Origin of the sequence: Streptomyces coffeae (assembly GCF_016741875.1) — a bacterium.
GTDB lineage: Bacteria > Actinomycetota > Actinomycetes > Streptomycetales > Streptomycetaceae > Streptomyces > Streptomyces coffeae.
The window spans coordinates 77,185-103,517 of sequence record NZ_JAERRF010000014.1 but is presented as its reverse complement, the minus strand read 5'-3'; the positions used below and the strand labels follow the sequence as shown (position 1 = coordinate 103,517).

Here is a 26,333-nt window from a genome sequence, read left to right as displayed (position 1 = left end):
AACGTCATCCGGACATGGCCGGGCAACGGACGGACAGTCACCGCCCGTATCCCCGTGGCTACTTTTCAGCCTAGGCACAGACGGCCACTCTGAGTGACGTGAGCCAACAAATCACTCGAACCGACACCTCCGTTTCGCACTTCACCGTGCTGCTCTCCGCCACCCGCAAGGGCGCCCGGCTCGGTCGGTTAATGGCCTCCGAACGGCTCGTCACCTGGGGCCTGCCGGTCGAGAACGCCGCGCTGATCATCGCCGAACTGACCGCGAACGCCGCGCTCCACGGCCGCGTCCCTGGACGGAACGTTCGACTGACGCTCAAGGTCGCGGGCGACACCCTCCGTATCGAGGTGCGCGACCCCTGCACGGACCGGCTGCCCGCCGTGCGCCGCAAGCCGGAGGAGGAGTCGCCGGGCGAATCCGGCCACGGGCTGCTGCTCGTCGAGGAGTTGTCCGAACGCTGGGGCGTCATCCCGGGCCTGGTCGGCAAAACGGTCTGGGCCGAGCTGACCGTGCCCCAGTAGGCGTGCGTCAGCCGTCGGACGTGACCAGGGTGTCGGCTTCACTGTCCTGCCCGGCGGTTCGGCGCTGCTTGGCGCGGTGGGCGAGCTCTTCGAGGATGCGTTGCCATGCCGGTGACGCCTCGACGATCCGGGAGAAGACCAGCTTCAGGTTCCCTGGCCCGCTGCTGTCCCGTTCGTGCTTGATCTCCCATGCGTCCAGGTCGTCGATGAGCGGATCCAGGCGTGGATCGTCCGGTTCCCAGTCGACTGATGCATCACAGGCGAGATAGAGGCGCATCGTCTCGGGGTCGTCGAAGCCGGCGTTCTTGTCCCGTATGCGCTGCGGCATGGAGACGGGGTCCAGTGCCTGCATCAGGATCCACGCGTCGCGCTCGAGTCGTACCCTCAGTTCGCTGACCCCGAGACTGCGCATCCGGTTCAGGATGGCGACCACCTCGGGGGGCAGGACAAGCCCTTCACCGGAGGCCAGTTCGGTGATCCGGCGGCGGTACTCGGTGAGCTCGTCGATCTTGCGCTGCAATGCGGCGTCGATGTCGGTGATGGCCGAGGCGAATGCGGTCGGCTCTGCATGCAGCAGCGCGTCGATACGGGCCAGCGGAACACCGGCATCGGCGAGGGTCCGGATCCGGATGAGATCCACCGCCGCTTGCGCGCGGTAACGGCGGTAGCCGGAGGAATCGCGTTCGGGCTCGGGCAACAGGCCGACGTGGTGGTAGTGGCGAACGGTGCGCACGGTCACCCCGGCGGTCGCCGCGAGTTGGCTGATCGTCAGCACCGTTCACCTCTGATCGTCGGGCGTAGTAGCGCCGAGTCTAGGGGCGAGCCGCCCAGTCGATGACGTCGCGGATCGCCTGGACCACGGCATCGGGACGGTCGAAGCAGAGCCGGTGGTGGAAGGTGTCGGTGAGGAAGCGTTGTTCCCCGTGCGAGACCGCGCTCACCAGGGCCGCGTCCATTCTCGTCCTGCCGTCATGCATCTCCTGCAACGTCAGCCCCTGCTGGGTGGGGTCGCTGCCCAACACGCTGAGAGCGACGACCGGGACGTCAGGGATGTTCGGCCCGGCCCGCAGTTCGGTGGCGAGTTCGACCAACGTGCTGCGCTCGGCGATGCCAACGCGGATCCATGCGTCACTCACCTTGGCATCGATCAGCGGCTGCCGCACATGCTCCGGGTAGTCAGCGAACAACTCGACGCCCATCTCGCGCAGGGCCGGACGCATCTGTTCGAGCTGCTCCAGATCAGGTGCCGTCCGCTCGGTCGCGGCCAGACCCGCCGCGGGGGGCATGAAGTCGTCCCAGTCGCGATGGAGCCCGTCCAGCCAGACCAGCCCGGCCACGTCCTGTGGGTACAGCTGCGCGAAGCGATGCGCGTAGGCACCGCCGAGCGAGTGCGCCGCCAGCACGTAGGGGGCGGGGATGTGCTGGGCGCGCAGCAGCTCGTGCAGTTCCGTGGCCACCGCGGCGGCGGTGCGCGGCAGCGGGAGGGGATCGCTGTAGCCCGTGCCGCCGCGGTCGTACACCACGGCGGTGGTGAACTGGGAAACCTCTTGCTGGACACCGAAATAGTCCAGACCGACCGCACTGGCGCCCGGCAGGAACACCACGGCCGGTCCGCCGCTGCCCGACCGATGCACGAAGACGCGGCGGCCGTCGATCTCCTCGAACCCTCCGATCGGCGGCGCGAGCCGAGCCGGGGAAGTGCTGTTGTTCGTCATGCAGCAAGGCTCCAACCCTGACGCAGGGTCAGGGTCAACCCGGGGTGTTGGTCGCTTCGGGTTTCGTGTGGAGGACTTCGCGGGCCTGCTCCGCGGCGCGGGCGGTGCTCTCGGAGACGAAGTCGAGGAAGCGGGCCATGTTCTCAAGCCGGGCGGCGGCCTGGGTTCCGGGTCCGAGGATGCCGATGCCCTGCCGTGCGGTCTCGGCGACCTGGGCGGTGGAGCGGACGCTGGCCATCATGGACTGGTACATGATCTCGTCATCGACGACGTAGCGCTCGCGGCGGCGTTCATCTTCGCCACGGCGCTCACCTGGATCGCGGTCGGCATGGGCCTGGTCAGCCCGAACGCCGAGGCCGCCAGCAACAACGCCATGCCCCTGATCCTGCTGCCGCTCCTCTCCAGCGCCTTCGTCCCCCTCCACTCGCTGCCGGGCTGGATCCAGCCGGTCGCCGAATACCAGCCGTTCACGCCCGCCATCGAGACCCTGCGCGGCCTGCTGCTCGGCACCGAGATCGGCCACAACGGCTGGCTCGCCGTCGGCTGGTGCGTGGGCCTCGCGGTGCTCGGCTACTTCTGGTCGACCTCGAAGTTCAACCACGACCAGAAATAACCGTCATGACAACGCGGGCCGGCTCCCGCAACGCGTCCCACCCGAGGGCGGCGTACACCGACATCCCGTCGGCGTACGCCGCCCCGTTGCGGTAGCCACCGCTACTCGCGTACCGCCTCCACCGCCTCCCGGACGTCCGGGTGTGGGTCGTCGGCGAGGCCGTCCAGCAGTTCGGCGACGCCGGGGGTGGTCCAGCGGGCGACCGCCCACACCAGGTCCTCCCGGACCGTGGGGTCGGGATGGGCGGCGAGGTGGGTCAGTTGGGCGAACGGGCCGCGCCTGCGCATGCCGAACCAGTGCAGTGCCTGCCGCAGTGCGGCGGGGTCCCCGGGGGTGCCCGCCGCGGTGACACGCGCGAGCAGCACCCTGGGCGGTGGCGCCGGGCCGTCCAGCGGATGCGGCAGCCGTTCGCGCAGGCGCCGCTGGCCGTATCCGCCGCGCACCCGGCATCCGAAGCAGGTGCAGGGGCGGACGCCGTGCGCGTCCGGGTGGTACCGCCAGCCGACCACTTGGGGCACGGCGCGGATGCGGTGGACCTCGCGCGGCCGGATCGCCCGGGGGACGAACACCTCCCAGCCGCGCGGGTCGTCCAGCGCCACGATCCGCCGCACCGCCTCGGCGACGGGCACGGTGGACTGGGCGCCCCGCGCCCGGTCCCGGTAGTGGCCGACCAGGACGGGCTGGGTGTCATCCAGCCGCACATGGACGGCCACCAACCGGCCTCCTCTGCCGAACCGGGCCAGTTCGCGCAGCCATTGGTGGGTGAGGGTGTACGACGGCAGCACCGGGAAGCAGTACACCCCGCGCGCACCGCCCTGTCCGTGAGCGTCCGCGCGGATCCCGGACCGTCGGATCCGCGGTGTGTTCGCCGCCGACGTCAGGTGCACGAACATCGCCATAAAAGGGCTCCCCCGGATCAGACCGCCGCCGCGTCGAGGAGGATACGGGACAGCTCGTGGGGCTGGGAGAACATGGGCCAGTGGCCGGTGTTCATCTCGACCAGCCGCCAGCGGTCGCTGGTGAGGAGACGGGCGGCGTCGGGGGCCGGTTCGGCGCCGTCCAGCAGGCACTTGATGTACGTGGCGGGGAGGCCGCCGAGGGGGCGGGCGAGGGCGGCGGGCTCGGTGAGGGTGGCGCCGGGGTGCGGGGTGGCGCCGGTGACGATGCGGTTGATCTGTTCGTCGGTGAGGCCCTGGCCCGCGTAGTCGGGGGCGGTGAGCGGGGCCCAGAAGCCGTCATGGGCGGCGCAGGACGCCTCGACGATCGACCGGCCCTCGGGCCAGCTCATCACGAACGACTCACCGTCCACCGGGACGTTGGCGTCGACGAAGACCATACGGGCCAGCCGGTCGCCGATCCGCTCGGCGGCCTGGCCGACCGGGATGCCCGAGTAGCTGTGGCCGACGAGGACGACGTCTCGCAGCTCGCGGCGCTCGATCTCGTCGACGATGTCCCGGACATGGGTCTGCTGTCCGGCCGGGACGCCCCGCCTCTCGGCGAGGCCGGACAGCGTCAGCGGATGCGCGCCGTGCCCGGCGGCGCGCAGCTCCGGCACCACGTCGTCCCATGCCCACGCGCCGAGCCAAGCCCCTGCCACGAGTACGAATTCAGCCATGGCGGCAACGTAGCGCGTGGGTACGACAACGGCGGTGATCCCGGGCCGGTGACCGCGGGCCGCGGGCCGCGGGAGCGACCGGTCAGCGCACCGGGAAACCGAAGCTGTAGCCCTGCTGCTTCAGCCACGGCAGAACCTGGCCCAGCGCCTCGACCGTCTGGCCGCGGTCGCCGCCCGCGTCGTGGAAGAGCACGGTCGGGCCGTCGGAGATCTGGTTCTTGACGGTGTTGACCATGGCGGCGGCACCCGGCTGCTTGAAGTCCTTGGAGTCCACGTTCCAGCCCAGCGGACGCATGCCCTGCGAAGCGGCGAGCTGACGGCTGTACGGGGTGAACGCACCGCCCGGGGCACGGTAGTAGAGCGGCTTGACGCCCCCGGACGCCTTGATGATCATTCGCCGGGCGTCGAGGATCTCCTTGGACTGGTAGGCCCGTGACTTGGTGGCCATCGTCGTGTCGTGGGACATGGAGTGGTCACACAGCCGATGTCCGTCCGCGACCACCGCCTTGACCAGGTCCGGGTGGGCCTGGGCCTGCGGACCGACCATGCAGAAGGTGGCCTTGACGCCGTTGGACTTGAGCACCTGGAGGACCTGCGGGGTCCAGGTCGGGTCCGGACCGTCGTCGATGGTGATGTTGACGCCCTTGGAGCCCTTGTCGGAGGCGTGCGCGATGTCCATGTTGACCACGGGGTCGGGCAGTTTGGGATCCGGCTTGGAGGTCTGACCCACGATCGGCTTCGGCTTCGGGGACGCACTCGGCTCCGAGTCGGTGGATCCGGCCTGGGCGGTCCACACCGCGGCCACGGCGGTCATTCCCGCCACACCGACGGCCGCCACCAGCATGCGGCCGTTCGTCCCCAGTATCCGGTGCCGTCCCATTGCCCGCCTCGTTCCCATTGTCTCCTGTGCCGCTATCGCACCCAGGAAGACGGAAACGAGGGGAGAAGGGATCCCTTTGTTACGCATCTCGCACATTCCCGCGCCGCGGATGGACACTTGGCGATCGGAAACGTTCACGCCCGCGACCCTGCCGGGTCGCGGGCGTCGCGGAGTGCCGGGCCGTCAGCCCCGGTTGACCACCGCGGACTGCGGCCGGATCGGGAGGCGGTTGACCGGGCGGCCGGTGGCGGCGCGGACGGCGGCGGCCACGGCGGCCGGGGAGGTGACGATGGGGATCGCGCTGGCGGGCTTGGCGCCGAAGGGAGCCACCACATCGCGTTCTTCGACCAGTTTGACGATGCGGATGTCGGGGGCGTCCAGGGCGGTCGGCAGGGCGTAGCCGGTGAGGTCCGGGTGGCGGACGACACCGCGGGAGGTACGGAGGTTCTCGGTGAGGGCCGTGCCGAGCCCGAAGGTGATGCCGGACTCGATCCGGGCGCGCAACTGGCGGGGGTTGAGCACACGGCCGACGTCTTGAGCGACCGTCATGTCGACGACGCGGACGGCGCCGATCTCGATGTCCACGTCCACGACGCAGCGCACCGCGCAGAAGGCGAGGCCGACGAAGGCGTCACCCTGGCCGGTCTCGTCGAGAGGTTCGGTGGGGTGGGGGCGGCACTGGGCGGTGGCCCAGAGCTCCTTGCCCTCCAGGGCCTCCTCGACGGTGGTGCTGAGCACGCCGTCGTAGGAGGTGATCTTGCCGTCGGCGATGGTCAGCAGCTCGGTGGACATACCGAACGTGTGGGCCAGCGGCTGGAGCAGCTGGGTGCGGACCATCTTGGCGGCACGCTCGACGGCTCCGCCGGAGACCCAGGTGTGGCGGCCGCGCGAGGCGGGACCGGCGGGGGGCTGGTCGGTGTCGACGGGGGCGACGTGGACCTCCTCGATACCGAGGACGTCCTGCACGATCTGGCGGGCCAGGGTGGTGAAGCCCTGGCCGGTCTCGACGGCCGCGCAGATGACGGTGGCGACGGGTCCGGTGACCTTGACGGTGGCGGTGGACACCTCGTCGGTGCCCTCGGCGCCGAGCATATGGACCATGCCGAGCGCGTAGCCGACACCGCGGCGCACCGCGGCCGGGTCGCCCGCACCCTCCGGGCCGCCGGGCAGCAGCCACTCCTCCTCGGGGTCGTCCTTGGGGAGCGGCGGCAGCGGGGCGTCCCGTACAGCTTGCAGCAGTTCGGCGACCGGGGCCGGGCAGGTGACGGTCTGTCCGGTGGGCAGCAGATCGCCGGTGGCCAGGGCGTTGCGCAGCCGGATCTCGGCGGGGTCGATACCGAGTTTGGCGGCCAGCTTGTCCATCTGGCCCTCGTACGCGGCGCACACCTGCATGGCGCCCTCGCCGCGGACATGTCCGGAGGGCGGGTTGTTGGTGCGGACGGCCCAGCCCTCGATGAAGGCGTGCGGGACGACGTAGGGGCCGCAGGCGAAGGAGACGGCGGCGGCGAGCGAGTCGGCGGAGGAGTCCGCGTACGCGCCCGCGTCCAGCAGGATCTGGGCCTCGATCTTCACCAGCTTGCCCTGGGCGTCCGCGTGGTGGCGGTAGCGCAGCAGGGTGGGGTGGCGGTGGGGGTGGCCGAGGAAGGACTCCTCGCGGGTGGCGGCCAGTTTGACGGGGTGGCCGGTGCGCAGCGCGAGCAGCCCGAGCGGGAGCTGCATCCCGGGGTCCTCGCGCTCGCCCATCGCGCCGGGCACACCGGTGACGACGACCTTGACGCGCTCGGGCTCCAGGCCGAAGCAGGCGGCGGCGAGGTCGCGGTCGGCGTGCGGGTCGGTGGAGGCGGTGTAGATCTCCACCCCGCCGTCGGGGCGCGGTACGGCGAGGCCCGCCTCGGCGCCGATGGGGGCGGGGTCCTGGCGGCCGATGCGGTACAGACCCTCGACGATGACCTCGCCGACGACCTCGGGGTCGCCGAAGCTCAGCGGGATGTGGCGGACGAGATTGCCGTCGGGGTGCAGCGGTTCGGCGGCGAACGCCTGCTCGGGGTCGGTGACCGGGTCCAGCACCTCGTACTCGACGGCGATGGCGGCCGCGGCGAGCCGGGCGGTGTCGGGGTGGTCGGCGGCGACGGCGGCGATCGGCTCGCCGTGGTGGCGGACCACGTCCTTGGCGAAGACGGGGCGGTCGGCGATCCGGCGCCCGTGGGCGGCGTCACCGGGCACGTCGTCATGGGTGACCACCGCGTGGACACCGGGCATCCGGGCGGCCTGGGCGGTGTCGACGGAGACGATGCGGGCGTGCGGATGCGGGGAGCGCAGCACGGCGGCCCACAGCAGCCCCTCGGCCCACAGGTCGGCCGCGTACGGGAAGGTGCCCGAGGTCTTGGCCACCGCGTCGGCGACGGGCAGGGAGACGCCCAGGCCCATGGTGGGCGGCGGGGGCGAGACGGGGGTACCGGTGGCGGGGGTGGCGGTGACGGCTCCGGCGCCGTCCGCGATTCCGGTCATGATGCCCTTTCGCTCCCCGTTCCGTTCACACTCCCGTTGCCGCTGAACCCGTGCGCGCCGGCCGGGCCCGCCTGGTGCGGAATGCGGGCCCCCTCCTGGTGGGCGGCGGCCCCGTCCTCGGCGTCCCCGTCCTCGGCGTCCTCGGTCGCCTCGCGGGCGGCGACGACCTCGCGGACGGCGTCGACGACCGGGCGGTAGCCGGAGCAGCGGCAGAGGTTGCCGCAGATGGCCTGGCGGGTCTCCTGCTCGGTGGGGGCGTGGTTGCCCTCCAGCAGGTCGTGCACGGTCATCGCGAGGCCGGGTACGCAGAACCCGCACTGCACCGCGCCGCATTCGACCAGGGCGCGCTGTACGTCGGAGGGCCGGCCGTCCACGGACAGGCCCTCGACGGTGCGGACCTCGGAACCCGCGGCGGTGGCGGCGGGCACCAGGCAGGAGGCGACCAGGCGGCCGTCGACCTGGACCGAGCAGGCGCCGCACTCGCCCTGCGAGCAGCCGTCCTTGGCCCCGGCGAGACCGAGCCGCTCGCGCAGCACGTAGAGCAGTGACTCACCGATCCAGGAGTCGGTGACGGGGCGGTCCGCGCCGTTGACGTGCAGGACGTACGAGGCCGCCGGATGCTCGATGTGGTGTGGATCCCCGTCGGCGTCGGTTGCCTCGGCCGCCTCCGCCGCCGGGGCGTCCTGCTCCGCGGCCTCGGCCGCGGGGTCGGACGGGGCGTCGGCCGGGCCCTCGGCGGGGGCGGCCGTCTCAAGCGCCTCTGGGGCCTCTGGAACCTCTGGGACCTCGGTGAACTCGTCCTCGGCCGCGGTCTGTTCACGACCGTCGGCTTCGGGGTCGTGGTGCTGCGGGGTCTCGTCACCGGCGGGCGTGCCGGGGCCGTGCTCGGGGGCCGGGTGCGGGGTGTGGCCGAGGGCGTCCCGCCCATGGCTGTCCCCGGCATGGGTCTCCCCGGCGTGGGTGTCCCCGGCGAACTCACCCTGTCGGCCGGGAGGTTGCGGAAGGCCGGGTGCCAGGCTGCCGTGCGGCGGCGTCCGGCGGCCCCCGTGCTGGGGCTCCATCGGGTACTCGCCGGAGTCACCGGGCGCCGGAGCGGGTCGGCCCGCGCCCGGCTCGTCGGCGGGCGGCCGCCCGCCGGGGGCCGCGGGCCCTCCCGGGACGGGGCTGCCGTGGGGCGGCGTACGCAGCCCGGTGTGCGCGCCCTCGGCCGGGAACTCGCCCGAGTCCCCGGCGGAGCCGTGCCAGGTCCGGTCCGTGCCCGGAGCGGTCCCCGGGTCCGTCCCGGGGGCTCCCGGCGCCGCGCGGTCGTCGGTGCCGGGCATCCGCAGCGGACGGCGGGCGGGGGCCGGGCGCGGCGCGGGCGCGGTACGGCCCTCGACCACGTACTCGCCGGACTCCTCGGAGCCCTCGGCGGTGGCCGGGATCGACCACTGGCCGGTCTGCCCCGGCTGCTGATGACCCTGCCGCTGTGCCTGCTGATGGTCCGGCCGCGGCTGTTCGGGCGCGGCGTCGGCGAACGGCATCCGCCACTCGGCTGTCGTCTGATGGTCGCGGGGGCCGCCCTGGGCGCCGCCGCCGTACGGCGGGGCGGCGGGGCCGGGGTGGTCGTCGACCCGGTACTCGCCGGTCTCGTCCACCTCGTCGCCCGCGACCGGAATCGTCCACTGGCTGGTGTGCACCGGCGCGCCGGTGCCGTCGTCGGAGGAGGCGGGCACCGGCCAGTCGTCCACCGGCTCGGCCTGTACCGGCCAGTCGTCCACCGGCTCCGCGCCCCGCACCGGCCAGTGACCGGTCTGCGGGGCCTGGGGGTCCTGGGCGGGCGTGGGCCACTGGTTCGGGTGCTGCGCGCCGTACGGATCGGGGTGGCCCCCGTAGCCGTAGCCGGAGCCGTCGGTGTCGGCACGGACGTCCGCGGGCACAGTCCACTGCCCGGTCGCGCCGGGGTCATGAGCGCCCGGAGCATGGGCGCCCGGGGCGTGCGCCGCCGGGTCGTGGGCGGGCCGGCCCTGGCCCGGCTGACCGTGCGCGGGCTGCCACTGGCCGCCCTGCGACGGCGCGCCGTGACCGCCCTGACCATCGTGGCCGCCCGGTCCGCCGGTCATCGGCGGCGGGGTGTAGCCCGTGCCGGGCGCGGCGAGCGGGTCCCAGCTGCCGGAGGGGTCGGCCGGGTCCGGGAAGGCGAAGTCGGGCGGCAGCTGCACAAAGGCCGTCGAGTCGGCGTCCCAGTCGGAGCCGTGCGGCATCGGCTGCCAACCGCTGCCCGGTTCCGGTCGGTGCGGCTGCTGTTCGTCACTCACGCGAGTGCCCTCCCCAGTGCTCGGCGGGCCAGAGCTGCCACCGTACGCCTCAGGTGGAGCGCGGCGGGCGGCAGGGTGACCGGCTCGCCGCCATCCTCCGCCGGTGCCGGGTCGGGGATGCACGCGGCGGCGACGTACTCGCCGAAGGCCGTGCTGACCTGCGGGTCGAGAGAGCCGCGTTCGCCGTCCCAGTCGATCAGCGAGGCGACCCAGCGCTCGGCCTCCAGCGGGCGCAGCGGCATCGGCGCGACCGCTCCGACCGCGCAGCGCACTCCGCGCCGGGCCGGGTCGAGCACGACCGCGACCGAGGCGGTGGCCCGGCCGGGGCCGGTGCGGCCGGTGGCCTTGAGGAAGGTCTGCGGGGCGTGCAGCAGCGGAACCCGGACGAATCCGACGAGTTCGCCGGGGCCCAGCATGTCGACTCCGGCCAGCAGATGGCTGACCGGGGTCTCCCGGCGGGAGCCCTCGGGCCCGGCGATGATGACGGTGGCCTCCAGGGCGGCCAGCACGGGCAGCGCGTCGCCGGTGGGGGCGGCGCTGACGATGTTGCCGCCGAGGGTGCCCGCGTTGCGGATCTGCGGTGGTCCGGCGGCCCGCGCGGCCGCGGCCAGCGCCGGGATCAGCGCGGCGAAGTCGGGGCGGCCCATACGGGCGTGGGTGAGCCCGGCGCCGAGCAGGGCGTGTCCGTCCAGATAGCGCCAGCCGCGGATCTCGCTGATCCGGCCGAGGCCGACGAGTGCGGCGGGCCGCAGCAGGCCGGAGTTGACCGCGGCCATCAGATCGGTACCGCCCGCGACGGGCACGGCGGCAGGCATGGCGGTCAGCGCCGCCACGGCCTCATCGAGCGAGCCCGGCAACGTCACCGTGTGCGCCGCCTGCGGTGCGTGCGTGGTCAACCCAGCTGCCCCTTCCCCGGTGTCCCGGCTGTTGCGCCGTACGGTACGTGCTGACAGCCCGGACGTGGCAACTCTGGCACATCTTCCGAGTCCGCCGTCACGGGGGTCCGAGATCCATGGATCCGTCCCTGACCTGGGGGATGGTACGGGTTTATGGCGACGTCTCCGACCGGTGTGGATTGCCACGTTTCAGGGACCCTTGTACGACTTGGGCTTGCGCGGGGTCCCACGGTGACAGGGGCGGGGCGCCGGGGTGCACCGCTTACGGGCGGCTCACACGATCGGGGGCGATCCGTCGAGCGGACGTCCGAGGATGCCGGGGCGCCGCTGCCAGGGGTGCGGACCGGCAGGCGGCCGGTAGCTCACGCCCAGCGCGTCCAGGCGCGCGTAGTGCGCCTCCATGCGCCCCTGGAACTCCGTGAAGTCCCGCTCGGGCGGCGGCGGAAGGGTGGACCAGGCGACCTCGGCGAAGGCGGCGAGCCGGGGAAAGGTCTGGTAGTCGACGCGGCGGCGGTCCTCCATCACCTCGGTCCAGACATTGGCCTGGGCGCCCAGCACCCGGTCCGCTTCGGCCTCGTCGAGCTGCGGGGGAACTGGATCGAAGCGGTAGACGTCTTCCAGGGTGCGGACATAGCCGATGGGCACCGGCTCGTCGTCGCCCGCCGCCTGCCGGTGGTCGAAGTAGACCTGTTGTTCGGGGCACATGACCACGTCGTGACCGGCGCGGGCCGCGGCGATACCGCCCGCGTAACCGCGCCAGGAGGCCACCGCGGCCCCGGGCGCGAGGCCACGGCCGCGCCCGGCGCCGTCCGCCGCGCCGCCGCCCTCGAGGATCTCGTCCCAGCCGATCAGCCGGCGGCCGCGCTCCCGGAGCCAGAGCCCGAAGTGCCGGATGAACCAGCTCTGGAGCTCGTCCTCGTCCGCCAGACCGAGGTCACGGATGCGCGCCTGGGCGGCCGGAGACGCCTTCCACTGGTCCTTGGGGCACTCGTCGCCGCCGAGGTGGACGAAGGTGCCGGGGAACAGTTCGAGCACCTCCTCCAGCACGTTCTCGTAGAAGCGGAGCGTGCTGTCGGTGGGGGAGAGTACGTTCGGATTGGTACGCCAGGTGGTGAGCACGCCGAGCGAGGAGGTGTCGACGACATCGGAGTTGCCCAGCTCCGGATAGGCGGCGATGGCGGCGCCCGAGTGCCCGGGGATGTCGATCTCGGGTACGACGGTGATGTGCCGCTCGGCGGCGTAGGCCACGATCTCGCGGATGTCGTCCTGGGTGTAGTGGCCGCCGTGCGGGCGCGGATCCCACAGCGGTGAGGCGCGGTGGCCCAATTTGGTGCGCGGACGCCAGCCGCCGACCTCGGTGAGCCTGGGGTAGCGACGGATCTCCAGCCGCCAGCCCTGGTCGTCGGTGAGATGCAGATGGAGCACATTGAGCTTGTGCGCGGCGAGCAGGTCGATATAGGCGAGGACACCGTCCTTGGGCATGAAGTGCCGCGCCACGTCGAGCATCAGACCGCGCCAGCCGAAGCGGGGTGCGTCCTCGACGCCGAGGGCGGGCAGCCGCCACCGGCGCCGGGCGGGGTCGACAGGGGCCCGGCGGAAGGCGTCCGGGCCGAGGAGCTGACGGAAGGTCTGGGCGCCCCAGAAGACACCGGTCTCGCTGCCGCCCTCGACGACGGCTCCCCGGTCGTCGACCACGACCCGATGGCCCTCGGGGCCGAGCGTGCGCTCCAGTCCGGGGTCCAGGCGCAGCAGGACGCGCCCGCCGTCGCCGTCGGGGGTGTGCGGTTCCAGGGGCAGCCCGGTGGCCGCCCCGACCGTGGCGCGCAGCCAGCGGGCCACGCGTTCGGTGCCGGGGCGGGCCTCGATCCGGGTGTGCTCATCGAGAACGGGCCCCTCACCGCCGGACGAAGTGGCCCAGGTCTTCAGCGGGGCCGGGATCAGCGCGTGGGCCGGGCCGGGAGCAGGGCGGGGAGCGCAATCGGCGGGTCCGGGCATGGGGTTCGCGTCCTCAATCCTTCACCGCGCCGCCCAGCCCGGAGACCAGTCGGCGCTGTACGAGTACGAAGAAGACCAGCACGGGGATGGTCATGACGGTGGACCCGGCCATGATCCCTCCCCAGTCGTTGCCCTCGTCCTTGAAGAAGACCAGCAGCGCCATCGGGAGCGTGGAGTTCTCGGTCGCGCTGATGATGAAGGACTTGGCGAAGAGGAAGTCGTTCCAGGCGGAGATGAAGGAGAAGACGCTCGTCGCGACAAGTCCGGGGAAGACCAGGGGGAAGAGGATCTGCCACAGGAAGCGGGAGCGGCTGGCGCCGTCGAGATGGGCCGCCTCCTCCAGCGACTCGGGCACGGCCTTGACGAAGCCGCGCAGCATCCAGATCGCGAACGGCAGCGAGAAGGCGATATGCGGGACGATCAGCGAGCCCAGGGTGTTGAGCCCGATACCCGGCACCGACTCCCCCAGGTCGCGCATCAGGAAGAACATGGGGATGGTCAGCGCCTCGATCGGCACCATCTGGGCGACCAGGAACATGATCAGCAGCGTGGTGCGGAACCGGAAGCGGAAGCGGGTGACCGCGGTCGCCGCGAGAAAGGCGATCAGCGCGGAGGCGACCACCACCACGGCGGCCACGAACAGGCTGTTGAGGAAGTAACGCCCGAAGTCCTGCTGCTCGAAGACGCGCCGGAAGGAGTCCAGCGAGGGCGAGGTGGTCCAGGGGCGGGGCTCGGTGGACTGGATCTCGCCCTCGGGTTTGAAGGCGGAGAGCACCATCCAGTAGAGCGGGAAGGCGACCACGGCGGCCACCAGCAGGGCCGTGGCCTCGGCCAGCAGCCGCCAGGGGCGGCGGACGCGCAGAGAGATACGGGAACGGCTCACAGTTCTTCTCCCTGACGTCGCAGCAACCGCAGATAGACCAGGGTGATCACCAGCAGGATCAGCAGCATCACCACGCCGATCGCCGAGCCCAGGCTGTACTGCGAGGACGCGAACGCCTTCTGGTACGCGTACACATTGAGCGTGAGGTTCTGGCCGGCGATCCCGCCGCCGTCGGTCATCACATAGATCTGGGTGAAGATCTTGAAGTCCCAGATGATCGACTGGATGGTGACGACGATCAGGATCGGCCGGAGCATGGGCGCCATGACCGAGCGCCAGGTCCGCCAGTGGGAGGCGCCGTCGAGGGAGGCGGCCTCCAGCACCTCTCCCGGGATGGCCTTGATGCCCGCGTAGACGGTGACCATGACGAACGGGAACGAGCACCAGACCACTTCGAACAGCACCAGCGCGAAGGCGCTGTAGCGGTCGTAGGTCCAGGAGAAGTCCTCGAACCCGGAGAGCCCGAGCCACACCAGGGCCTTGTTGACCGGGCCGTAGTCGGGGTCGAAGAGGAAGACCCAGACGGTGGAGCCGGTGATGCCCGGGGTGGCCCAGGCGCCCAGCGCGGCCAGCATCAGCGCCAGCCGCGGCAGGGCCCGTACGCGGGTCAGCAGCACCGCCAGCGCGCAGCCGACCGTGAGGGTGGAGATCACGCAGACCGCGGCGAAGACCAGGGTGGTGGTCGTGACCTCCCAGAACTGGCTGTCGCCGAAGAGCTGTGAGTAGTTGGCCAGACCCTGGAAGGTGGTCGGCTCACCGCCGCTCACCTGCGCCTGGGTGTACTCCAGGAAGGAGATCAGCCCGAGCTGGTAGATGGGGTAGACGAGCAGTCCGCCCAGGACGACCAGGGCCGGGGCGAGGTAGAGCCAGGGAGTCCAGGCCCCCCGCCGCCTGGCTCCCTTGAGGGCCCCCTCGCCCGGCCCGCCGCGACGGTGGGCCGGTGCCGCCGCCCGCGGCCTGCTGTGCTTGGTGGTGGTGCCGGGACTCATTGTGCGAATGCCTCGTCCATCTTCTTCGCCGCGTCGGAGGCCGCGTCGTCGACGTTCTTACGGCCGCTGATGACCTCCTGGAACATGGTGGGCAGCACCAGCTGGGAGTCGATCGAGGCCCAGCCGGGGCTGGCGGGGACGAACTTGGCGCTGTCCGAGAGGGTCTTGACGAACGGCTTGATGAACGGCGCCTTCTGCGCGACCGCGCCCCGGACGTCCGTGAAGGTGGGCAGGAAGCCCATCGCGTTGAACAGCTTCTCCTGCGTCTTCTTCCCGGCGAGGGTCTTCAGCAGCTCCACCGAGAGGGTGCGGTGGCGGGTGCTCTTGAGGATGCCCAGATTGTTCCCACCTGCGAATGCGGGGGCCACCTGTCCCTTCTTCACACCCGGCAGCGGGATCACCGCGTACTTGCCCTTGGCCTTGCCCGCCTCGATGGCCTGGTGGTTGAAGTCACCGGCGATCGCCATGGCCGCCTTGCCCGAGGCGAACGCCTGGACGGTGTCGTTGCCGCCCCACTGGGCGCATTTGGCGGCCGGGCAGTTGTCGTTGTCGAAGAGCGAGGTGTACGCCGCGATGCCCTTTTTGGCCCCGGCGCTGTCGATGGCCGCGTCGTACTCGTTGGAGCCGAACTTGCCCTTTTCCGTCGCGATATCGCCGCCATTGGCCCAAATAAAGGGCATCGCGGCGTAGGTGGAGGCGCCACCCACCGCGAGACCGTACATATTCGGACGCTTGGCGCGGATCTTCTTGGCGGTGGAAATCAACTCCTGCTGGGTGGTCGGCGGCTTGAGGCCGAGCTCCTTGAAGACATCCTTGCGGTAATAGAGCGCCCGCACGCCGACAAAGAGCGGCGCACCGTACACCCTGCCGCCGATGGTGACCGAGTACTCCGTGGTCGGGTCGGTGTTCATGGACTCGTCCCAGGCGCCGAACTCCTTGCTGATGTCCAGCAGTCCGCCGTCCTTCACATAACCGGCGGTGTCGGTGTTGCCGTACTCGATCAGATCCGGGGCGCTCTTGGGATCGTTGAAGGCTGCCTTGATCTTCTGTGCCCGGGTGTTGACGGGAATGTAGCTGACATCGACCTTTACGCCCTCATGGTCCTTTTTGAACTCATCGACGGCGTCGCCGACCACTTCCTCTTTCGGCTTGTTGTTGACCTCGCGGAAGAGCCATACCCGCAAGGTGCCGGTCTTCTCGTCCTTCTTGGAGCTGTTGTCGGATGTGGACGGCGCACACGCGGTGGCGGTCAACCCCGCGAGGACCAGCGCAGCCGCGGGCGCGGTGATACGTCGGGAGAGCATGGGGGGCTTGGACAGCTTCATGGACACCCTTAGCAGCAGGGCGTTGCACATAACGCAACGCGCGTTTCGCTCAGCACAATATGCGTGAGGCTAAGGAACGTTGGGTGTCCGCGACAAGAGGTCTCAACCACTCCGTGACACAGCAAGTTTGCCGTTACCGCTTCGGCAACTCCTCGCCGGGGTAGGTTGGTTCGGGATACGGGACCGCCTCCACCCGTGCACCGGCGACTTTCAGACGATCCATCAGCTCGCTCCAGTCCGGCCAGGAGCTCTCGATCCGCGCCAGTACACGGGCGCTCGCGACGAGGACGACCTCGCATCCCGGATCGTCCGCCCACTCCAGAAGACGCGACAGGGCCGGCTGCGACGCCGACACCACACAGCTGCCCGCGGGCGCGTAGCCGCGTTCCTCGGCCAGCCGCCGGCACCGCTCCAGCTGGGCGTCCCAGTCCTTCTCGAACTGGCAGTAGACGCCCGCGGCTTCCGCGTCGGGCTCGTCGACCTCCCGCGCCCCGAACACCAGACAGACCGCCCGCGACGCCGATCCGTTCTCCGCACGCCCGCTCATGGGGGCGACACTAGTGGGCGCGCACCGCCGCACGGCCGGGAACGCGTCAACCACCACACGTCGGCACCTCGCCTCGCACAGCAGACAGCAGAGCGCGGCACGTCCGGCCCGCGTCCCCGTGATGGGGACGCGGGCCGGACGTGCCGCGCGCGAGGCTGTGGAGCGGGGGGGTGGCGCCGGTCAGTGCGCCGGGTGGCTACTTCTGGCCGCCGCCCTTGCCGCCGTCCTTGCCCTTGTCGTCGCCGCCGGAGCCCATGCCCTCGAAGATCTCCTTGCACATCGGGCACACCGGGTACTTTTTGGGGTCCCGGCCCGGGACCCACACCTTGCCGCAGAGTGCGACCACCGGAGATCCGGAGAGCGCGCTCTCCATGATCTTGTCTTTCTGTACATAGTGGGCATAGCGCTCGTGGTCGCCGTCACCATGCGACACCTGCGGTGTCGGCTCAACGAGGGTCCCCGTGCCTGCCCCGCGCTCGGGCTCAAGAGTGCTCATACAGCCCTAGGGTACTCATGCCCGTCCGGTGCGGCGGATGTGCGACCGGCCACGTTTCCGCCGGTGACCCGCCCAGGATCGCCCCGGGCCGCGCCCAGTTCACCGGTCCGGTTCGAAGGACGGTCGTCTCTGGTGTGGTCCCTGGTTCGGAGACTGGTGTCGTCCCTAGTTCAGAGAAGGGTCGTCCGGATAGGTGGCGACCATCGCCAGCTCGCTGCGCTGGCGCCGCAGCACCGCCCGCCACAGCCGCTCCGGAGCCGGTGAAGAGACGTCGCCCGGCTCGGACTCCACCACGTACCAGGCGCCCTCGGACAGCTCGTCCTCCAGCTGGCCCGGCCCCCAGCCCGCGTACCCCGCGAAGATCCGCAGACTGCCCACGGCCGCCGCCAGCAACTCCGGCGGCGCCTCCAGATCGACCAGCCCGATCGCCCCGTGGACTCTGCGCCATCCGAGTGGCCCGTCCTCGGTGCGCGCCGACTCCCGGCCGCTCTCGCCCGGGACCACGGCCACGCCCAGCGCGGAGTCCAGCGACACCGGACCGCCCTGGAAGACCACACCCGGCTCGCCGGCCAGCGAGGCCCAGGACTCGAGGATGTCACCGACCCCCACCGGGGTGGGGCGGTTCAGCACCACCCCGAGGGAGCCCTCCTCGTCGTGGTCGAGAAGCAGCACCACCGCGCGGTCGAAGTTCGGGTCAGCCAGCGCCGGTGTCGCGACAAGCAGCCGTCCTGTGAGCGAGGACACCTCGGTCATGGCCACATGATCCCGCAAATCCGCGCCGGACGGGGAGTGGAATCCGACTCCCGTATGAGAGCAGGTCGGGGCGTACGACAGCAGGAGCGGCGCACGTGACTGTCGGCTCCCGGGCGCAAACGGAACGTGTTCTGTCCGATTCATGACGTCACGAGCGGTGCACAAGGCTTACGGAGGGGGTCTCCGCGGCCATTACTCTTGCCCTTTGGCCCTTGTCCGTCACAGGAACGCGAGACCAGATGACCCGCTCGAACGATGTCCTGCTCGTCCATGGCGGCACTCCGCTCGAAGGCGAGATCCGTGTCCGCGGCGCGAAGAACCTCGTGCCGAAGGCCATGGTCGCCGCCCTCCTCGGCAGTGCGCCGAGCCGGCTGCGCAACGTCCCCGACATCCGTGATGTCCGGGTGGTCCGCGGTCTGCTCCAGCTGCACGGGGTCACCGTGCGCCCCGGCGAGGAGTCCGGTGAGCTGGTGATGGACCCCACGCATGTGGAGAGCGCCAACGTCGCCGACATCGACGCGCACGCGGGTTCCTCGCGCATCCCGATCCTCTTCTGCGGCCCGCTGCTGCACCGCCTCGGCCACGCCTTCATCCCCGGCCTCGGCGGCTGCGACATCGGCGGCCGCCCGATCGACTTCCACTTCGATGTGCTCCGCCAGTTCGGCGCGACCATCGAGAAGCGGGCGGACGGCCAGTACCTGGAGGCACCGCACCGGCTGCGCGGCACCAAGATCCGTCTGCCGTACCCGTCGGTGGGCTCCACCGAGCAGGTGCTGCTGACCGCGGTGCTCGCCGAGGGTGTGACGGAACTCTCCAACGCCGCCGTCGAACCGGAGATCGAAGACCTCATCTGCGTCCTCCAGAAGATGGGCGCCATCATCTCCATGGACACCGACCGGACCATCCGGATCACCGGTGTCGACAAACTGGGCGGCTACAACCACCGCGCCCTGCCGGACCGCCTGGAGGCCGCCTCCTGGGCGAGCGCGGCGCTGGCGACCGAAGGCAGCATCTACGTCCGCGGCGCCCGCCAGCGCGAGATGATGACCTTCCTCAACACCTTCCGCAAGGTCGGCGGCGCGTTCGACATCGGTGACGAGGGCATACGGTTCTGGCACCCCGGTGGCAAGCTCAACGCCATCGCGCTGGAGACCGACGTCCACCCCGGTTTCCAGACCGACTGGCAGCAGCCGCTGGTGGTGGCCCTGACCCAGGCGTCCGGCCTGTCCATCGTGCACGAGACGGTGTACGAGTCCCGGCTGGGCTTCACCTCCGCGCTCAACCAGATGGGCGCACACATCCAGCTCTACCGGGAGTGCCTGGGCGGCTCCGCCTGCCGCTTCGGCCAGCGGAACTTCCTCCATTCGGCGGTTGTCTCCGGCCCCACCAAGCTCCAGGGCTCCGATCTGGTCATCCCCGACCTGCGCGGCGGCTTCTCCTACCTGATCGCGGCACTGGCCGCCCAGGGCACCTCGCGGGTGCACGGCATCGACCTGATCAACCGCGGCTACGAGAACTTCATGGCGAAGCTGGTGGAGCTGGGCGCCAAGGTCGAGCTGCCCGGCGGCGGCGACACGGCCTGACCACAGCAGAACACTCCGGGCATTTCACCCGTTGACCAGCCCCTGAGCCCGCGCCGGGCCGCTCCAGCGGCCCGGCGCGCGGCGTGAACGGGGCGAGAACGGCGCCAGAAGGCGGCTCAGCGGCCCGGGAACAACGCGAAAGGGCGGCCACCCCACATGGGTGGCCGCCCCTTCGTACAGGCGCTTACTTGCCCTTGGCGGCTTCCTTGAGCTTGGAGCCCGCGGAGACCTTCACGCTGTAGCCGGCCGGGATCTCGATCGGCTCACCGGTCTGCGGGTTGCGGGCGGTACGAGCGGCACGGTGGGTGCGCTCGAAGGTCAGGAAGCCGGGGATGGTGACCTTCTCGTCGCCCTTGGCGACAATCTCGCCGGTCACCTCTGCGAGGGCGGCCAGAACGGCGTCGGCATCCTTGCGGGTCACCTCGGCGCGCTCGGACAGAGCGGCCACCAGCTCACTGCGGTTCATGTTGTACTCCCGTGTTCATCTTGCCAATGAGGCGTGAGATCGAAGCCGATGCTGCCAGGGCCCTCGGACAGTCCCCGGACCCGGGTCTGCTGTTCAGACCCTCGCGCCCGGAACGCATCCTGCCCCCACCTGTGGCGGGAAAGCCAATCCGGAACCCCGGAGAGTCACACGAAAAGCGCCAGGGCGGTCGTTTTTCTGCCCGCCACCCTATGGCTGCTCCGTGGACCCCACAGCGCGCGACGCGCCGTGCCCGGCCTAGACCGCCGTGGTGCCGGTCACAGCCCTGGCCGCGTCCCGCACCGCTCCGGCGACCGCGCCCGCCACCTTGTCGTTGAAGACGCTCGGGATGATGTAGTTCGCGTTGAGCTCGTCATCGTGGACCACATCCGCCAGCGCGCGGGCCGCCGCCAGCATCATCTCGGTGTTCACCGTACGGGACTGGGCGTCCAGGAGCCCACGGAAGACACCCGGGAAGACCAGCACGTTGTTGATCTGGTTGGGGAAGTCGGACCGGCCGGTGGCGACCACGGCGGCGGTCTGGCGGGCGATCGCCGGGTCCACCTCCGGGTCGGGGTTGGCCAGCGCGAACACGATCGCGTCATCGGCCATGGCTGCCACGTCCTGGCCGGACAGCACGTTCGGGGCGGAGACCCCGATGAAGACATCGGCCTCCCGCACCGCGTCGCGCAGGGTGCCGGTGACGCCCTCCGGGTTGGTGTTGTCGGCGATCCAGCGCAGCGGGGACTCCGGATCGGCGGAGACCAGGTCCTGGCGCCCGGCGTGCACCACGCCGTGGATGTCGGCGACGACCGCGTGCCGGACGCCCGCGGCGATCAGCAGCCGGAGAATGGCGGTGCCCGCGGCGCCCGCGCCGGACATCACCACCCGCACATCGCCGATCTTCTTGTCGACCACCCGCAGCGCGTTGGTCAGGGCCGCCAGCACCACGATCGCGGTGCCGTGCTGGTCGTCGTGGAAGACCGGGATGTCCAGGGCCTCGCGCAGCCGGGCCTCGATCTCGAAGCAGCGGGGGGCGGAGATGTCCTCCAGGTTGATCCCGGCGAAGCCCGGCGCGATGGCCTTGGCAATCGCGACGATCTCGTCGGTGTCCTGGGTGTCCAGGCAGATCGGCCAGGCGTCGATGCCCGCGAACCGCTTGAACAGGGCCGCCTTGCCCTCCATGACCGGCAGCGCTGCCTTGGGGCCGATGTTGCCCAGGCCCAGCACCGCGGAGCCGTCGGTGACGACCGCGACGCTGTTGCGCTTGATGGTCAGCCGCCGGGCGTCCTCGGGGTTGTCGGCGATCGCCTGGCAGACCCGGGCGACACCGGGCGTGTAGACCATGGAGAGGTCGTCACGGTTGCGGATCGGGTGTTTCGACGACATCTCGATCTTGCCGCCGAGGTGCATCAGGAACGTACGGTCGGAGACCTTGCCGAGGGTGACCCCGTCGATGCCCCGCAGCTTCTCGACGATCTCGTCGGCATGGGCGGTGGAGGTCGCGGCGATGGTGACGTCAATACGGAGCTTCTCGTGACCGGAGGCGGTCACGTCGAGGCCGGTGACGGAGCCACCGGAGGACTCCACGGCCGTGGTCAGCTGGCTGACCGCGGTACCGCTCGCGGGCACCTCCAGCCGGACCGTCATCGAGTACGAGACGCTGGGCGCCGTTGCCATGGCCGACTTCCTCTGCTTTCCCTTGCTCCGGCCACGGGGTAGCGGCCGCGTGCTTCAGATGGTTACACCTACCTTCCGGTACCAGGTAACCCGGCCCGACTTTCGGACATATTGTTCTGACATACGAGAGTGGGGTCAGCGGAGTGGAAAGCCCCACTCCTTCGCGCGAACCCCCCGCGAGGCGGACCGTCCGCCGACCCGGCCGCCCTAGGCTCTGCCGCGCACAGCGTCGAGGGACAACGAGGAGCGCCGGCATGGCTCAGGGCACCGTCAAGTGGTTCAACGCCGAGAAGGGCTACGGATTCATCGCCCAGGAGGGCGGCGGGCCGGATGTCTTCGTCCACTACAGCTCGATCGACGGCAGCGGCTACCGCAGCCTCACCGACGACCAGCGGGTGGAGTTCCAGATCGTCCAGGGCCGCAAGGGCCCGCAAGCCGAAGAGGTCCGCGTCCTGGGCTAGGACACCCGGGACACAGACCTCTTCCGATGCGAAGGGTGGCACCGACCCGCCATGCTCGCCTCGCGGCAAGTGGTCGCTCGAAGCGACGAAGGTTGGGCCCGGGGGCTTGGATCGAGCCGGTGCCACAGCAAGGCTAACAAACCGTCCCCGGAAGCGATTCCCCGCTGAGGGGTTGATTTCCGGGGCTCCGGACGAGCTGGTTCCGTCAGTCCCGACGAGCCGGTTCCGTCAGTCCCGGAGCAGATCCGGGATGCCGTGGGCGTCCGGCTCGTCGCGCTCCCCCGACACCACCGTCAGCCGTTGGGTGGCACGGGTCAGCGCCACGTACAGCACCCGTAGCCCGGCCGGGGACTCATCGGCGATCTCGGCCGGGGAGACCACGACCGTAGCGTCGTACTCGAGCCCCTTGGCCTCCAGACTGCCCAGCGCCATCACCCGGCCGCCGAGTCCGTCCAGCCATCCGCGCGCCTGCTTACGCCGGTTCATGGCGACAACCACGCCGACCGTGCCGTCCACCTCCCCCAGCAGCCGGACCGCCTCCGCGCGCACCGCCGTGCCGAGGTCGCCGTTCTCCCCCGGGGCGAACCGTGGTGCGACCCCGGTGGAGCGGACCGCTTCGGGGGACGGGGTACCGGGCATGGCGAGCGCCAGGACCCTGGCGGCCAGCTCCGCGATCTCCGCCGGATTGCGGTAGTTGACGGTCAGGGTGAAGCGGCGGCGCGGCCGGGTGCCCAGCGCCTCGTCGCGCGCGGCCCCGGCCTCGTCCGGGTCGGACCAGGAGCTCTGCGCGGGGTCGCCGACCACCGTCCAGGTGGCGTGACGGCCGCGCCGCCCCACCATCCGCCACTGCATGGGCGTCAGATCCTGTGCCTCGTCCACGATGACGTGGGCGTAGTCGGCGCGCTCGCGCTCCAGGCGGTCGGCGCGGCCACGGCGCCGGCCGGTCCGGTCGGCGTGGGTGGTCAGCTCCTCGAGGCCGGTGAGCTGGTCCAGCGGATCGGCCTCGCGGGGCGCGGCGGGCCGGGCGGGTGCGCCCAGCACCGTCTGGAGCTCGTCCAGCAGCGCCACGTCGTGGACGGACAGCGGGCCCTGTCCGTCGCCGCCCAGCCGGGTGAGGGAACGGGCCACCAGCCGGGTCTCACGCGGATTGAGCACCCGCCGGGACCAGCGTCCGAGCCGCTTCTCGTCGGCCATCGCGGCGAGCACCGAACGCGGGCTCAACTCGGGCCACCAGCCTTCCAGGAACTCCTGGAAGGCGTCCTCGGAGGAGATGTCCTCGTCGAACCCCTCCCGGGCCTCGGCGGCCAGCTCGGGGTCGGTGTAGCGCCGCTGGGCGCCGGAGCGGGCCCACAGCGCGTCCAGCAGCAGCCGGCGGGCGCGGGGGCGCAGCAGATTGACGGGGGCGGTGCCGCCCAGCGCATGGTGGCGGATCCGGCACAGCTCGTCGGCCTCCAGCTCCACGCGGGCGCCGAAGGCGACCACCCGCAGCCGCTCGGGCGGGCCGCCGGGTCTCTCCCCGGGGCCCGCGCCGGGTCTGCCGCCGCGGGGCAGCTCCAGGGCGCCGCGGGCCGCCTTGCGCAGCACCTTGTGCATCCGCGAGGAGCCCTTGATCCGGGCCACGGCGGGATCGTCGTAGGTGGTGGCCTCGGCGCCGTCCACCAGGGAGCCCACCGCGCGGATGGCGACCTGCCCCTCCTCGCCCAGCGAGGGCAGCACGCCCTCGGTGTAGGCGACCAGCAGCGGGGTGGGGCTGACGACCAGGATGCCGCCCGCGTACCGCCGCCGGTCCTGGTAGAGCAGATACGCGGCGCGGTGCAGCGCGACGGCGGTCTTGCCGGTGCCGGGGCCGCCCTCGACCTCGGTGACGGAGGCGGCGGGGGCCCGGATCACCAGATCCTGTTCGGCCTGGATGGAGGCGACGATGTCGCGCATGGTGTGGCCGCGGGCCTGGCCGAGCGCGGCCATCAGCGCCCCGTCCCCGACCACCGGCAGCGCGCCGCCGTCGAGGGTCGCCGACAGCTCCGGGCGCAGCAGGTCGTCCTCGACGCCGAGCACCCGGCGGCCCTTGCTGCGGATGACCCGGCGGCGGACCACCCGGCCGGGGGCGACCGGGGTGGAGCGGTAGAACGGCGCCGCGGCGGGCGCCCGCCAGTCGATCACCAGCGGGGTGTAGTCGGCGTCCAGGACGCCGATACGGCCGATGTGCAGGGTTTCGGCGATCTCGGCGCGGTCGCCGTCCTCCCCGGAGCGGATGGCGTCGTCCGCGGGTTCCACGGAGGTGTAGGCGCCGTCCGGGCCGCGTTCGCCGTCCTTGCCGAGCAGCAGATCGATCCGGCCGAAGAGGAAGTCCTCGAATTCGCTGTTCAGCCGGTTGAGGTGGACCCCGGCGCGGAACACCTGGGCGTCCCGCTCGGCGAGCGCGCCGGGCGTACCGACCTGGCCGCGCTTGGCGGCGTCGTCCATGAGGAACTCCGCCTCGTGGATCTTCTCCTCGAGGCGCCGGTACACCCGGTCCAGATGTGCCTGCTCGGTCCGGATCTCGCGGTCCCGGATCCCGTCCCCGCCGTCCGGCGACGGAGCCGTGCGGCTGTCATGCGTGGCGTTCTGCGCGGCCACCCAAGCCCCCTTCTGTCTCCCTAGGGCAGCCGTCAACCGTACACCCCTTTTGCGCCACGTCGAGGGTCTCGCGCGCAGGTCGGGCAGGTCACCGCCAAGATCGGCGGTGACCTGTGGACGGTGACCCGCGGACGGTCTAGAGCTCGACCTTGGCCAGCCGCTGCCCGTCGAGGGTGCGGATCTCGAATCGGGCGATGTCCTCCTGGTTCATGGCGGCGCCGCCCTGGGCGTACAGCGGCTCCTTGCTCCAGCGCGAGCCGTCGCCGTCCTTGACGCCATAGCCCGAGGTGGGCACGGCCCAGGTGGTCACGGTCTCCTCGTGGCCGTCCTTGCCGACGGCGACCAGCTCACAGGCGCGCGGCCCCTTCACATTGCCCAGCTTGAGGGCGATGCCGGTGCCCCAGCCCTTCTGTTCGAGGGAGACGGAGGCGTCCACCTTGGTGACGGGGTCGACCGCGGTGAACTTCTTCTGTCCCTGCTCGTAGATCTGCTCGGCGGCCACCACCGGCTTCCCGCCGCCGTCGTCCCCGGAGGAGGAGGTGAGGGCCGCACCCGCGAGCGGGCCGCCGACGATGAGGACGGCGGCCGCGGCGACGAGGAAGAGCCGCCGTCTGCCGGACGCCTTGCGACTGGCGGTGACATCGCCCAGCAGCCGGTCGAGCAGTTCCGGCCCGGGGCGGGCGGTGAGCCCGGCCGGATCCGGCAGCGGCCGGCCGTCGGGGGCGGTGGCGAACTCGGCCAGCAGCGGCGGAATGCCCATCAGCTCGTCGAGTTCGGCGGCGCACCGGTCGCAGCCGATGAGGTGCTCCTCGAAGCGGGCCGCGTCCGCGGGGTCGAGCACGCCGAGCGCGTAGGCGCCGACGGCGGTGTGCTGCTGGTCGTCAGCTGCCGGCATCATGCCGTCACCCCCCGTTCCTCGAGCGAGAGCTTCAGGGAGCGCAGCGCGTAGAAGACCCGGGACCGCACCGTCCCTGGCGGTACGCGCAGCACCTCGGCCGCCTCACTCACCGTCCGTCCCTTGAAGTATGTCTCCACGAGCGCCTGTCTGTGCGCATCGGTGAGATCGGCGAGGGCGTCGGAGAGGGTCATCTGACGCAGGGCGCGGTCGATGTCGTCCGCGGCGGGCATGACCTCGAGGGGCGAGGCGTCGACTTCACGGGGGCGCGCGCGGCGCTGGCGGTGGCCGTCGATGACGATGCGGCGGGCCACGGTCACCAGCCAGGGGCGTACCGACCCTCCCGCGCGCTGGAGTTGATCGGCGTTGCGCCAGGCCCGCAGCAGCGTCTCCTGGACCACGTCCTCGGCGCGGTGCCGGTCGCCGGCCACCAGGCGCAGGACGAAGGCGAGAAGCGGGCCCGCATGCTCCGCGTAGAGCGCGCGCATCAGCGCGTCGTCCGGTGTCGTCCTCTCGGTCACGAGGGCATCTTTGCGTACGCAAGCCGTCGGGTCGAGGGGGGTACGGACGGGAATGGCACAGCGTTCACCGGGATTCCTGTG

23 protein-coding genes and 2 pseudogenes are annotated in these 26,333 nt (G+C 71.3%); 4 read left to right on the top strand and 21 right to left on the bottom strand.

Annotated elements, in window-relative coordinates:
- The first annotated feature begins 98 nt into the window (after nucleotides 1–98).
- On the top strand, nucleotides 99–521 hold the full coding sequence (locus JK363_RS23565) for an ATP-binding protein (protein WP_201877045.1): 423 nt from the start codon (nucleotides 99–101) through the stop codon (nucleotides 519–521).
- Nucleotides 522–528: 7 nt separating this feature from the next.
- Here the strand turns inward: JK363_RS23565 and JK363_RS23560 are convergent, their stop codons facing one another.
- The 3 genes and pseudogenes from JK363_RS23560 to JK363_RS42665 form a co-directional block, all read right to left on the bottom strand.
- On the bottom strand, nucleotides 529–1,296 hold the full coding sequence (locus tag JK363_RS23560) for a MerR family transcriptional regulator (protein WP_201877043.1): 768 nt from the start codon (nucleotides 1,294–1,296) through the stop codon (nucleotides 529–531).
- Between the two features lie 37 nt (nucleotides 1,297–1,333).
- The gene (locus tag JK363_RS23555) at nucleotides 1,334–2,236 is read right to left on the bottom strand and encodes an alpha/beta fold hydrolase (RefSeq protein ID WP_201877041.1); all 903 of its coding nucleotides are present in this window, start codon (nucleotides 2,234–2,236) and stop codon (nucleotides 1,334–1,336) included.
- Nucleotides 2,237–2,270: 34 nt separating this feature from the next.
- Nucleotides 2,271–2,543 (bottom strand): annotated as a pseudogene (locus JK363_RS42665) (MarR family transcriptional regulator); the annotation flags it as partial.
- Here JK363_RS42665 and JK363_RS23550 point away from each other — a divergent pair.
- Nucleotides 2,529–2,849 (top strand): annotated as a pseudogene (locus JK363_RS23550) (ABC transporter permease); the annotation flags it as partial. The pseudogenes JK363_RS42665 and JK363_RS23550 sit on opposite strands and share 15 nt — an antisense overlap.
- A gap of 101 nt (nucleotides 2,850–2,950) precedes the next feature.
- Here JK363_RS23550 and JK363_RS23545 read toward each other — a convergent pair.
- The 13 genes from JK363_RS23545 to JK363_RS23485 form a co-directional block, all read right to left on the bottom strand.
- Nucleotides 2,951–3,748, bottom strand: coding sequence for a HEAT repeat domain-containing protein (locus tag JK363_RS23545; RefSeq protein WP_201877039.1), 798 nt, complete (start codon nucleotides 3,746–3,748; stop codon nucleotides 2,951–2,953).
- A gap of 17 nt (nucleotides 3,749–3,765) precedes the next feature.
- On the bottom strand, nucleotides 3,766–4,464 hold the full coding sequence (locus JK363_RS23540; RefSeq protein WP_201877038.1) for an alpha/beta fold hydrolase: 699 nt from the start codon (nucleotides 4,462–4,464) through the stop codon (nucleotides 3,766–3,768).
- Between the two features lie 82 nt (nucleotides 4,465–4,546).
- Complete coding sequence (locus JK363_RS23535) at nucleotides 4,547–5,344, bottom strand: polysaccharide deacetylase family protein (protein ID WP_201877037.1); 798 nt, start codon at nucleotides 5,342–5,344, stop codon at nucleotides 4,547–4,549.
- A gap of 183 nt (nucleotides 5,345–5,527) precedes the next feature.
- Nucleotides 5,528–7,852: a xanthine dehydrogenase family protein molybdopterin-binding subunit gene (locus JK363_RS23530; protein ID WP_201877036.1), complete on the bottom strand. Its 2,325-nt coding sequence runs from the start codon at nucleotides 7,850–7,852 to the stop codon at nucleotides 5,528–5,530.
- Nucleotides 7,849–10,149 (bottom strand): 2Fe-2S iron-sulfur cluster-binding protein, encoded by a 2,301-nt coding sequence (locus tag JK363_RS23525; RefSeq protein WP_307821842.1) that lies wholly within the window; start codon nucleotides 10,147–10,149, stop codon nucleotides 7,849–7,851. Before JK363_RS23525 ends, JK363_RS23530 begins: the two co-directional genes overlap by 4 nt.
- Nucleotides 10,146–11,045 carry an FAD binding domain-containing protein gene (locus tag JK363_RS23520; RefSeq protein ID WP_201877035.1) on the bottom strand — a complete coding sequence of 300 codons (900 nt, stop codon included), beginning with the start codon at nucleotides 11,043–11,045 and terminating at the stop codon, nucleotides 10,146–10,148. The genes JK363_RS23525 and JK363_RS23520 overlap by 4 nt, the downstream gene beginning before the upstream one ends.
- Nucleotides 11,046–11,318: 273 nt before the next feature.
- Nucleotides 11,319–13,040: a beta-N-acetylhexosaminidase gene (locus tag JK363_RS23515; RefSeq protein ID WP_201877034.1), complete on the bottom strand. Its 1,722-nt coding sequence runs from the start codon at nucleotides 13,038–13,040 to the stop codon at nucleotides 11,319–11,321.
- Nucleotides 13,041–13,053: 13 nt separating this feature from the next.
- Entirely contained in the window at nucleotides 13,054–13,923 is an 870-nt protein-coding gene (locus JK363_RS23510) for a carbohydrate ABC transporter permease (protein ID WP_201877032.1), read from the bottom strand.
- Nucleotides 13,920–14,912 carry a carbohydrate ABC transporter permease gene (locus JK363_RS23505; RefSeq protein ID WP_201877030.1) on the bottom strand — a complete coding sequence of 331 codons (993 nt, stop codon included), beginning with the start codon at nucleotides 14,910–14,912 and terminating at the stop codon, nucleotides 13,920–13,922. The genes JK363_RS23510 and JK363_RS23505 overlap by 4 nt, the downstream gene beginning before the upstream one ends.
- On the bottom strand, nucleotides 14,909–16,237 hold the full coding sequence (locus tag JK363_RS23500) for an extracellular solute-binding protein (protein WP_236076049.1): 1,329 nt from the start codon (nucleotides 16,235–16,237) through the stop codon (nucleotides 14,909–14,911). Before JK363_RS23500 ends, JK363_RS23505 begins: the two co-directional genes overlap by 4 nt.
- Before the next feature lie 133 nt (nucleotides 16,238–16,370).
- Entirely contained in the window at nucleotides 16,371–16,784 is a 414-nt protein-coding gene (locus JK363_RS23495; protein ID WP_201877028.1) for a recombinase family protein, read from the bottom strand.
- A gap of 196 nt (nucleotides 16,785–16,980) precedes the next feature.
- Nucleotides 16,981–17,280: a DUF3039 domain-containing protein gene (locus JK363_RS23490; protein ID WP_201877026.1), complete on the bottom strand. Its 300-nt coding sequence runs from the start codon at nucleotides 17,278–17,280 to the stop codon at nucleotides 16,981–16,983.
- Nucleotides 17,281–17,445: 165 nt separating this feature from the next.
- Complete coding sequence (locus JK363_RS23485) at nucleotides 17,446–18,033, bottom strand: YqgE/AlgH family protein (RefSeq protein WP_201877024.1); 588 nt, start codon at nucleotides 18,031–18,033, stop codon at nucleotides 17,446–17,448.
- 239 nt (nucleotides 18,034–18,272) lie between these two features.
- Here JK363_RS23485 and murA point away from each other — a divergent pair, with 239 nt between their 5' ends.
- A complete protein-coding gene (gene murA, locus JK363_RS23480) occupies nucleotides 18,273–19,616 on the top strand; it encodes a UDP-N-acetylglucosamine 1-carboxyvinyltransferase (RefSeq protein ID WP_201877022.1) in 1,344 nt (447 codons plus the stop codon).
- Nucleotides 19,617–19,800: 184 nt separating this feature from the next.
- On the opposite strand, the gene JK363_RS23475 is transcribed toward murA, so the two are convergent.
- Nucleotides 19,801–20,082 carry an HU family DNA-binding protein gene (locus JK363_RS23475; protein WP_014179130.1) on the bottom strand — a complete coding sequence of 94 codons (282 nt, stop codon included), beginning with the start codon at nucleotides 20,080–20,082 and terminating at the stop codon, nucleotides 19,801–19,803.
- Nucleotides 20,083–20,337: 255 nt separating this feature from the next.
- The gene (locus tag JK363_RS23470) at nucleotides 20,338–21,759 is read right to left on the bottom strand and encodes an NAD-dependent malic enzyme (protein WP_201877021.1); all 1,422 of its coding nucleotides are present in this window, start codon (nucleotides 21,757–21,759) and stop codon (nucleotides 20,338–20,340) included.
- A gap of 254 nt (nucleotides 21,760–22,013) precedes the next feature.
- Between JK363_RS23470 and JK363_RS23465 the strand changes: the two genes are divergently transcribed.
- Nucleotides 22,014–22,220: a cold-shock protein gene (locus JK363_RS23465; protein ID WP_201877020.1), complete on the top strand. Its 207-nt coding sequence runs from the start codon at nucleotides 22,014–22,016 to the stop codon at nucleotides 22,218–22,220.
- Nucleotides 22,221–22,448: 228 nt separating this feature from the next.
- Here JK363_RS23465 and JK363_RS23460 read toward each other — a convergent pair whose 3' ends face one another.
- The 3 genes from JK363_RS23460 to JK363_RS23450 all read right to left on the bottom strand — a co-directional run bounded on the left by JK363_RS23460 (nucleotide 22,449) and on the right by JK363_RS23450 (nucleotide 26,219).
- Nucleotides 22,449–24,836 (bottom strand): HelD family protein, encoded by a 2,388-nt coding sequence (locus tag JK363_RS23460; RefSeq protein WP_201877019.1) that lies wholly within the window; start codon nucleotides 24,834–24,836, stop codon nucleotides 22,449–22,451.
- Nucleotides 24,837–24,972: 136 nt separating this feature from the next.
- Complete coding sequence (locus JK363_RS23455) at nucleotides 24,973–25,734, bottom strand: anti-sigma factor family protein (RefSeq protein WP_201877018.1); 762 nt, start codon at nucleotides 25,732–25,734, stop codon at nucleotides 24,973–24,975.
- Nucleotides 25,731–26,219 (bottom strand): sigma-70 family RNA polymerase sigma factor, encoded by a 489-nt coding sequence (locus tag JK363_RS23450; protein ID WP_215911223.1) that lies wholly within the window; start codon nucleotides 26,217–26,219, stop codon nucleotides 25,731–25,733. Before JK363_RS23450 ends, JK363_RS23455 begins: the two co-directional genes overlap by 4 nt.
- Nucleotides 26,220–26,333 lie beyond the last annotated feature (114 nt).

Coding starts and splice junctions, on each gene's coding strand:
- JK363_RS23555 (WP_201877041.1), bottom strand. CDS start 2,236: ATGACGAACAACAGCACTTCCCCGGCTCGGCTCGCGCCGCCGATCGGA.
- JK363_RS23545 (WP_201877039.1), bottom strand. CDS start 3,748: ATGGCGATGTTCGTGCACCTGACGTCGGCGGCGAACACACCGCGGATC.
- JK363_RS23540 (WP_201877038.1), bottom strand. CDS start 4,464: ATGGCTGAATTCGTACTCGTGGCAGGGGCTTGGCTCGGCGCGTGGGCA.
- JK363_RS23535 (WP_201877037.1), bottom strand. CDS start 5,344: ATGGGACGGCACCGGATACTGGGGACGAACGGCCGCATGCTGGTGGCG.
- JK363_RS23530 (WP_201877036.1), bottom strand. CDS start 7,852: ATGACCGGAATCGCGGACGGCGCCGGAGCCGTCACCGCCACCCCCGCC.
- JK363_RS23515 (WP_201877034.1), bottom strand. CDS start 13,040: ATGCCCGGACCCGCCGATTGCGCTCCCCGCCCTGCTCCCGGCCCGGCC.
- JK363_RS23505 (WP_201877030.1), bottom strand. CDS start 14,912: ATGAGTCCCGGCACCACCACCAAGCACAGCAGGCCGCGGGCGGCGGCA.
- JK363_RS23500 (WP_236076049.1), bottom strand. CDS start 16,237: ATGAAGCTGTCCAAGCCCCCCATGCTCTCCCGACGTATCACCGCGCCC.
- JK363_RS23495 (WP_201877028.1), bottom strand. CDS start 16,784: ATGAGCGGGCGTGCGGAGAACGGATCGGCGTCGCGGGCGGTCTGTCTG.
- JK363_RS23490 (WP_201877026.1), bottom strand. CDS start 17,280: ATGAGCACTCTTGAGCCCGAGCGCGGGGCAGGCACGGGGACCCTCGTT.
- JK363_RS23485 (WP_201877024.1), bottom strand. CDS start 18,033: ATGACCGAGGTGTCCTCGCTCACAGGACGGCTGCTTGTCGCGACACCG.
- murA (WP_201877022.1), top strand. CDS start 18,273: ATGACCCGCTCGAACGATGTCCTGCTCGTCCATGGCGGCACTCCGCTC.
- JK363_RS23475 (WP_014179130.1), bottom strand. CDS start 20,082: ATGAACCGCAGTGAGCTGGTGGCCGCTCTGTCCGAGCGCGCCGAGGTG.
- JK363_RS23470 (WP_201877021.1), bottom strand. CDS start 21,759: ATGGCAACGGCGCCCAGCGTCTCGTACTCGATGACGGTCCGGCTGGAG.
- JK363_RS23465 (WP_201877020.1), top strand. CDS start 22,014: ATGGCTCAGGGCACCGTCAAGTGGTTCAACGCCGAGAAGGGCTACGGA.
- JK363_RS23455 (WP_201877018.1), bottom strand. CDS start 25,734: ATGATGCCGGCAGCTGACGACCAGCAGCACACCGCCGTCGGCGCCTAC.
- JK363_RS23450 (WP_215911223.1), bottom strand. CDS start 26,219: ATGCGCGCGCTCTACGCGGAGCATGCGGGCCCGCTTCTCGCCTTCGTC.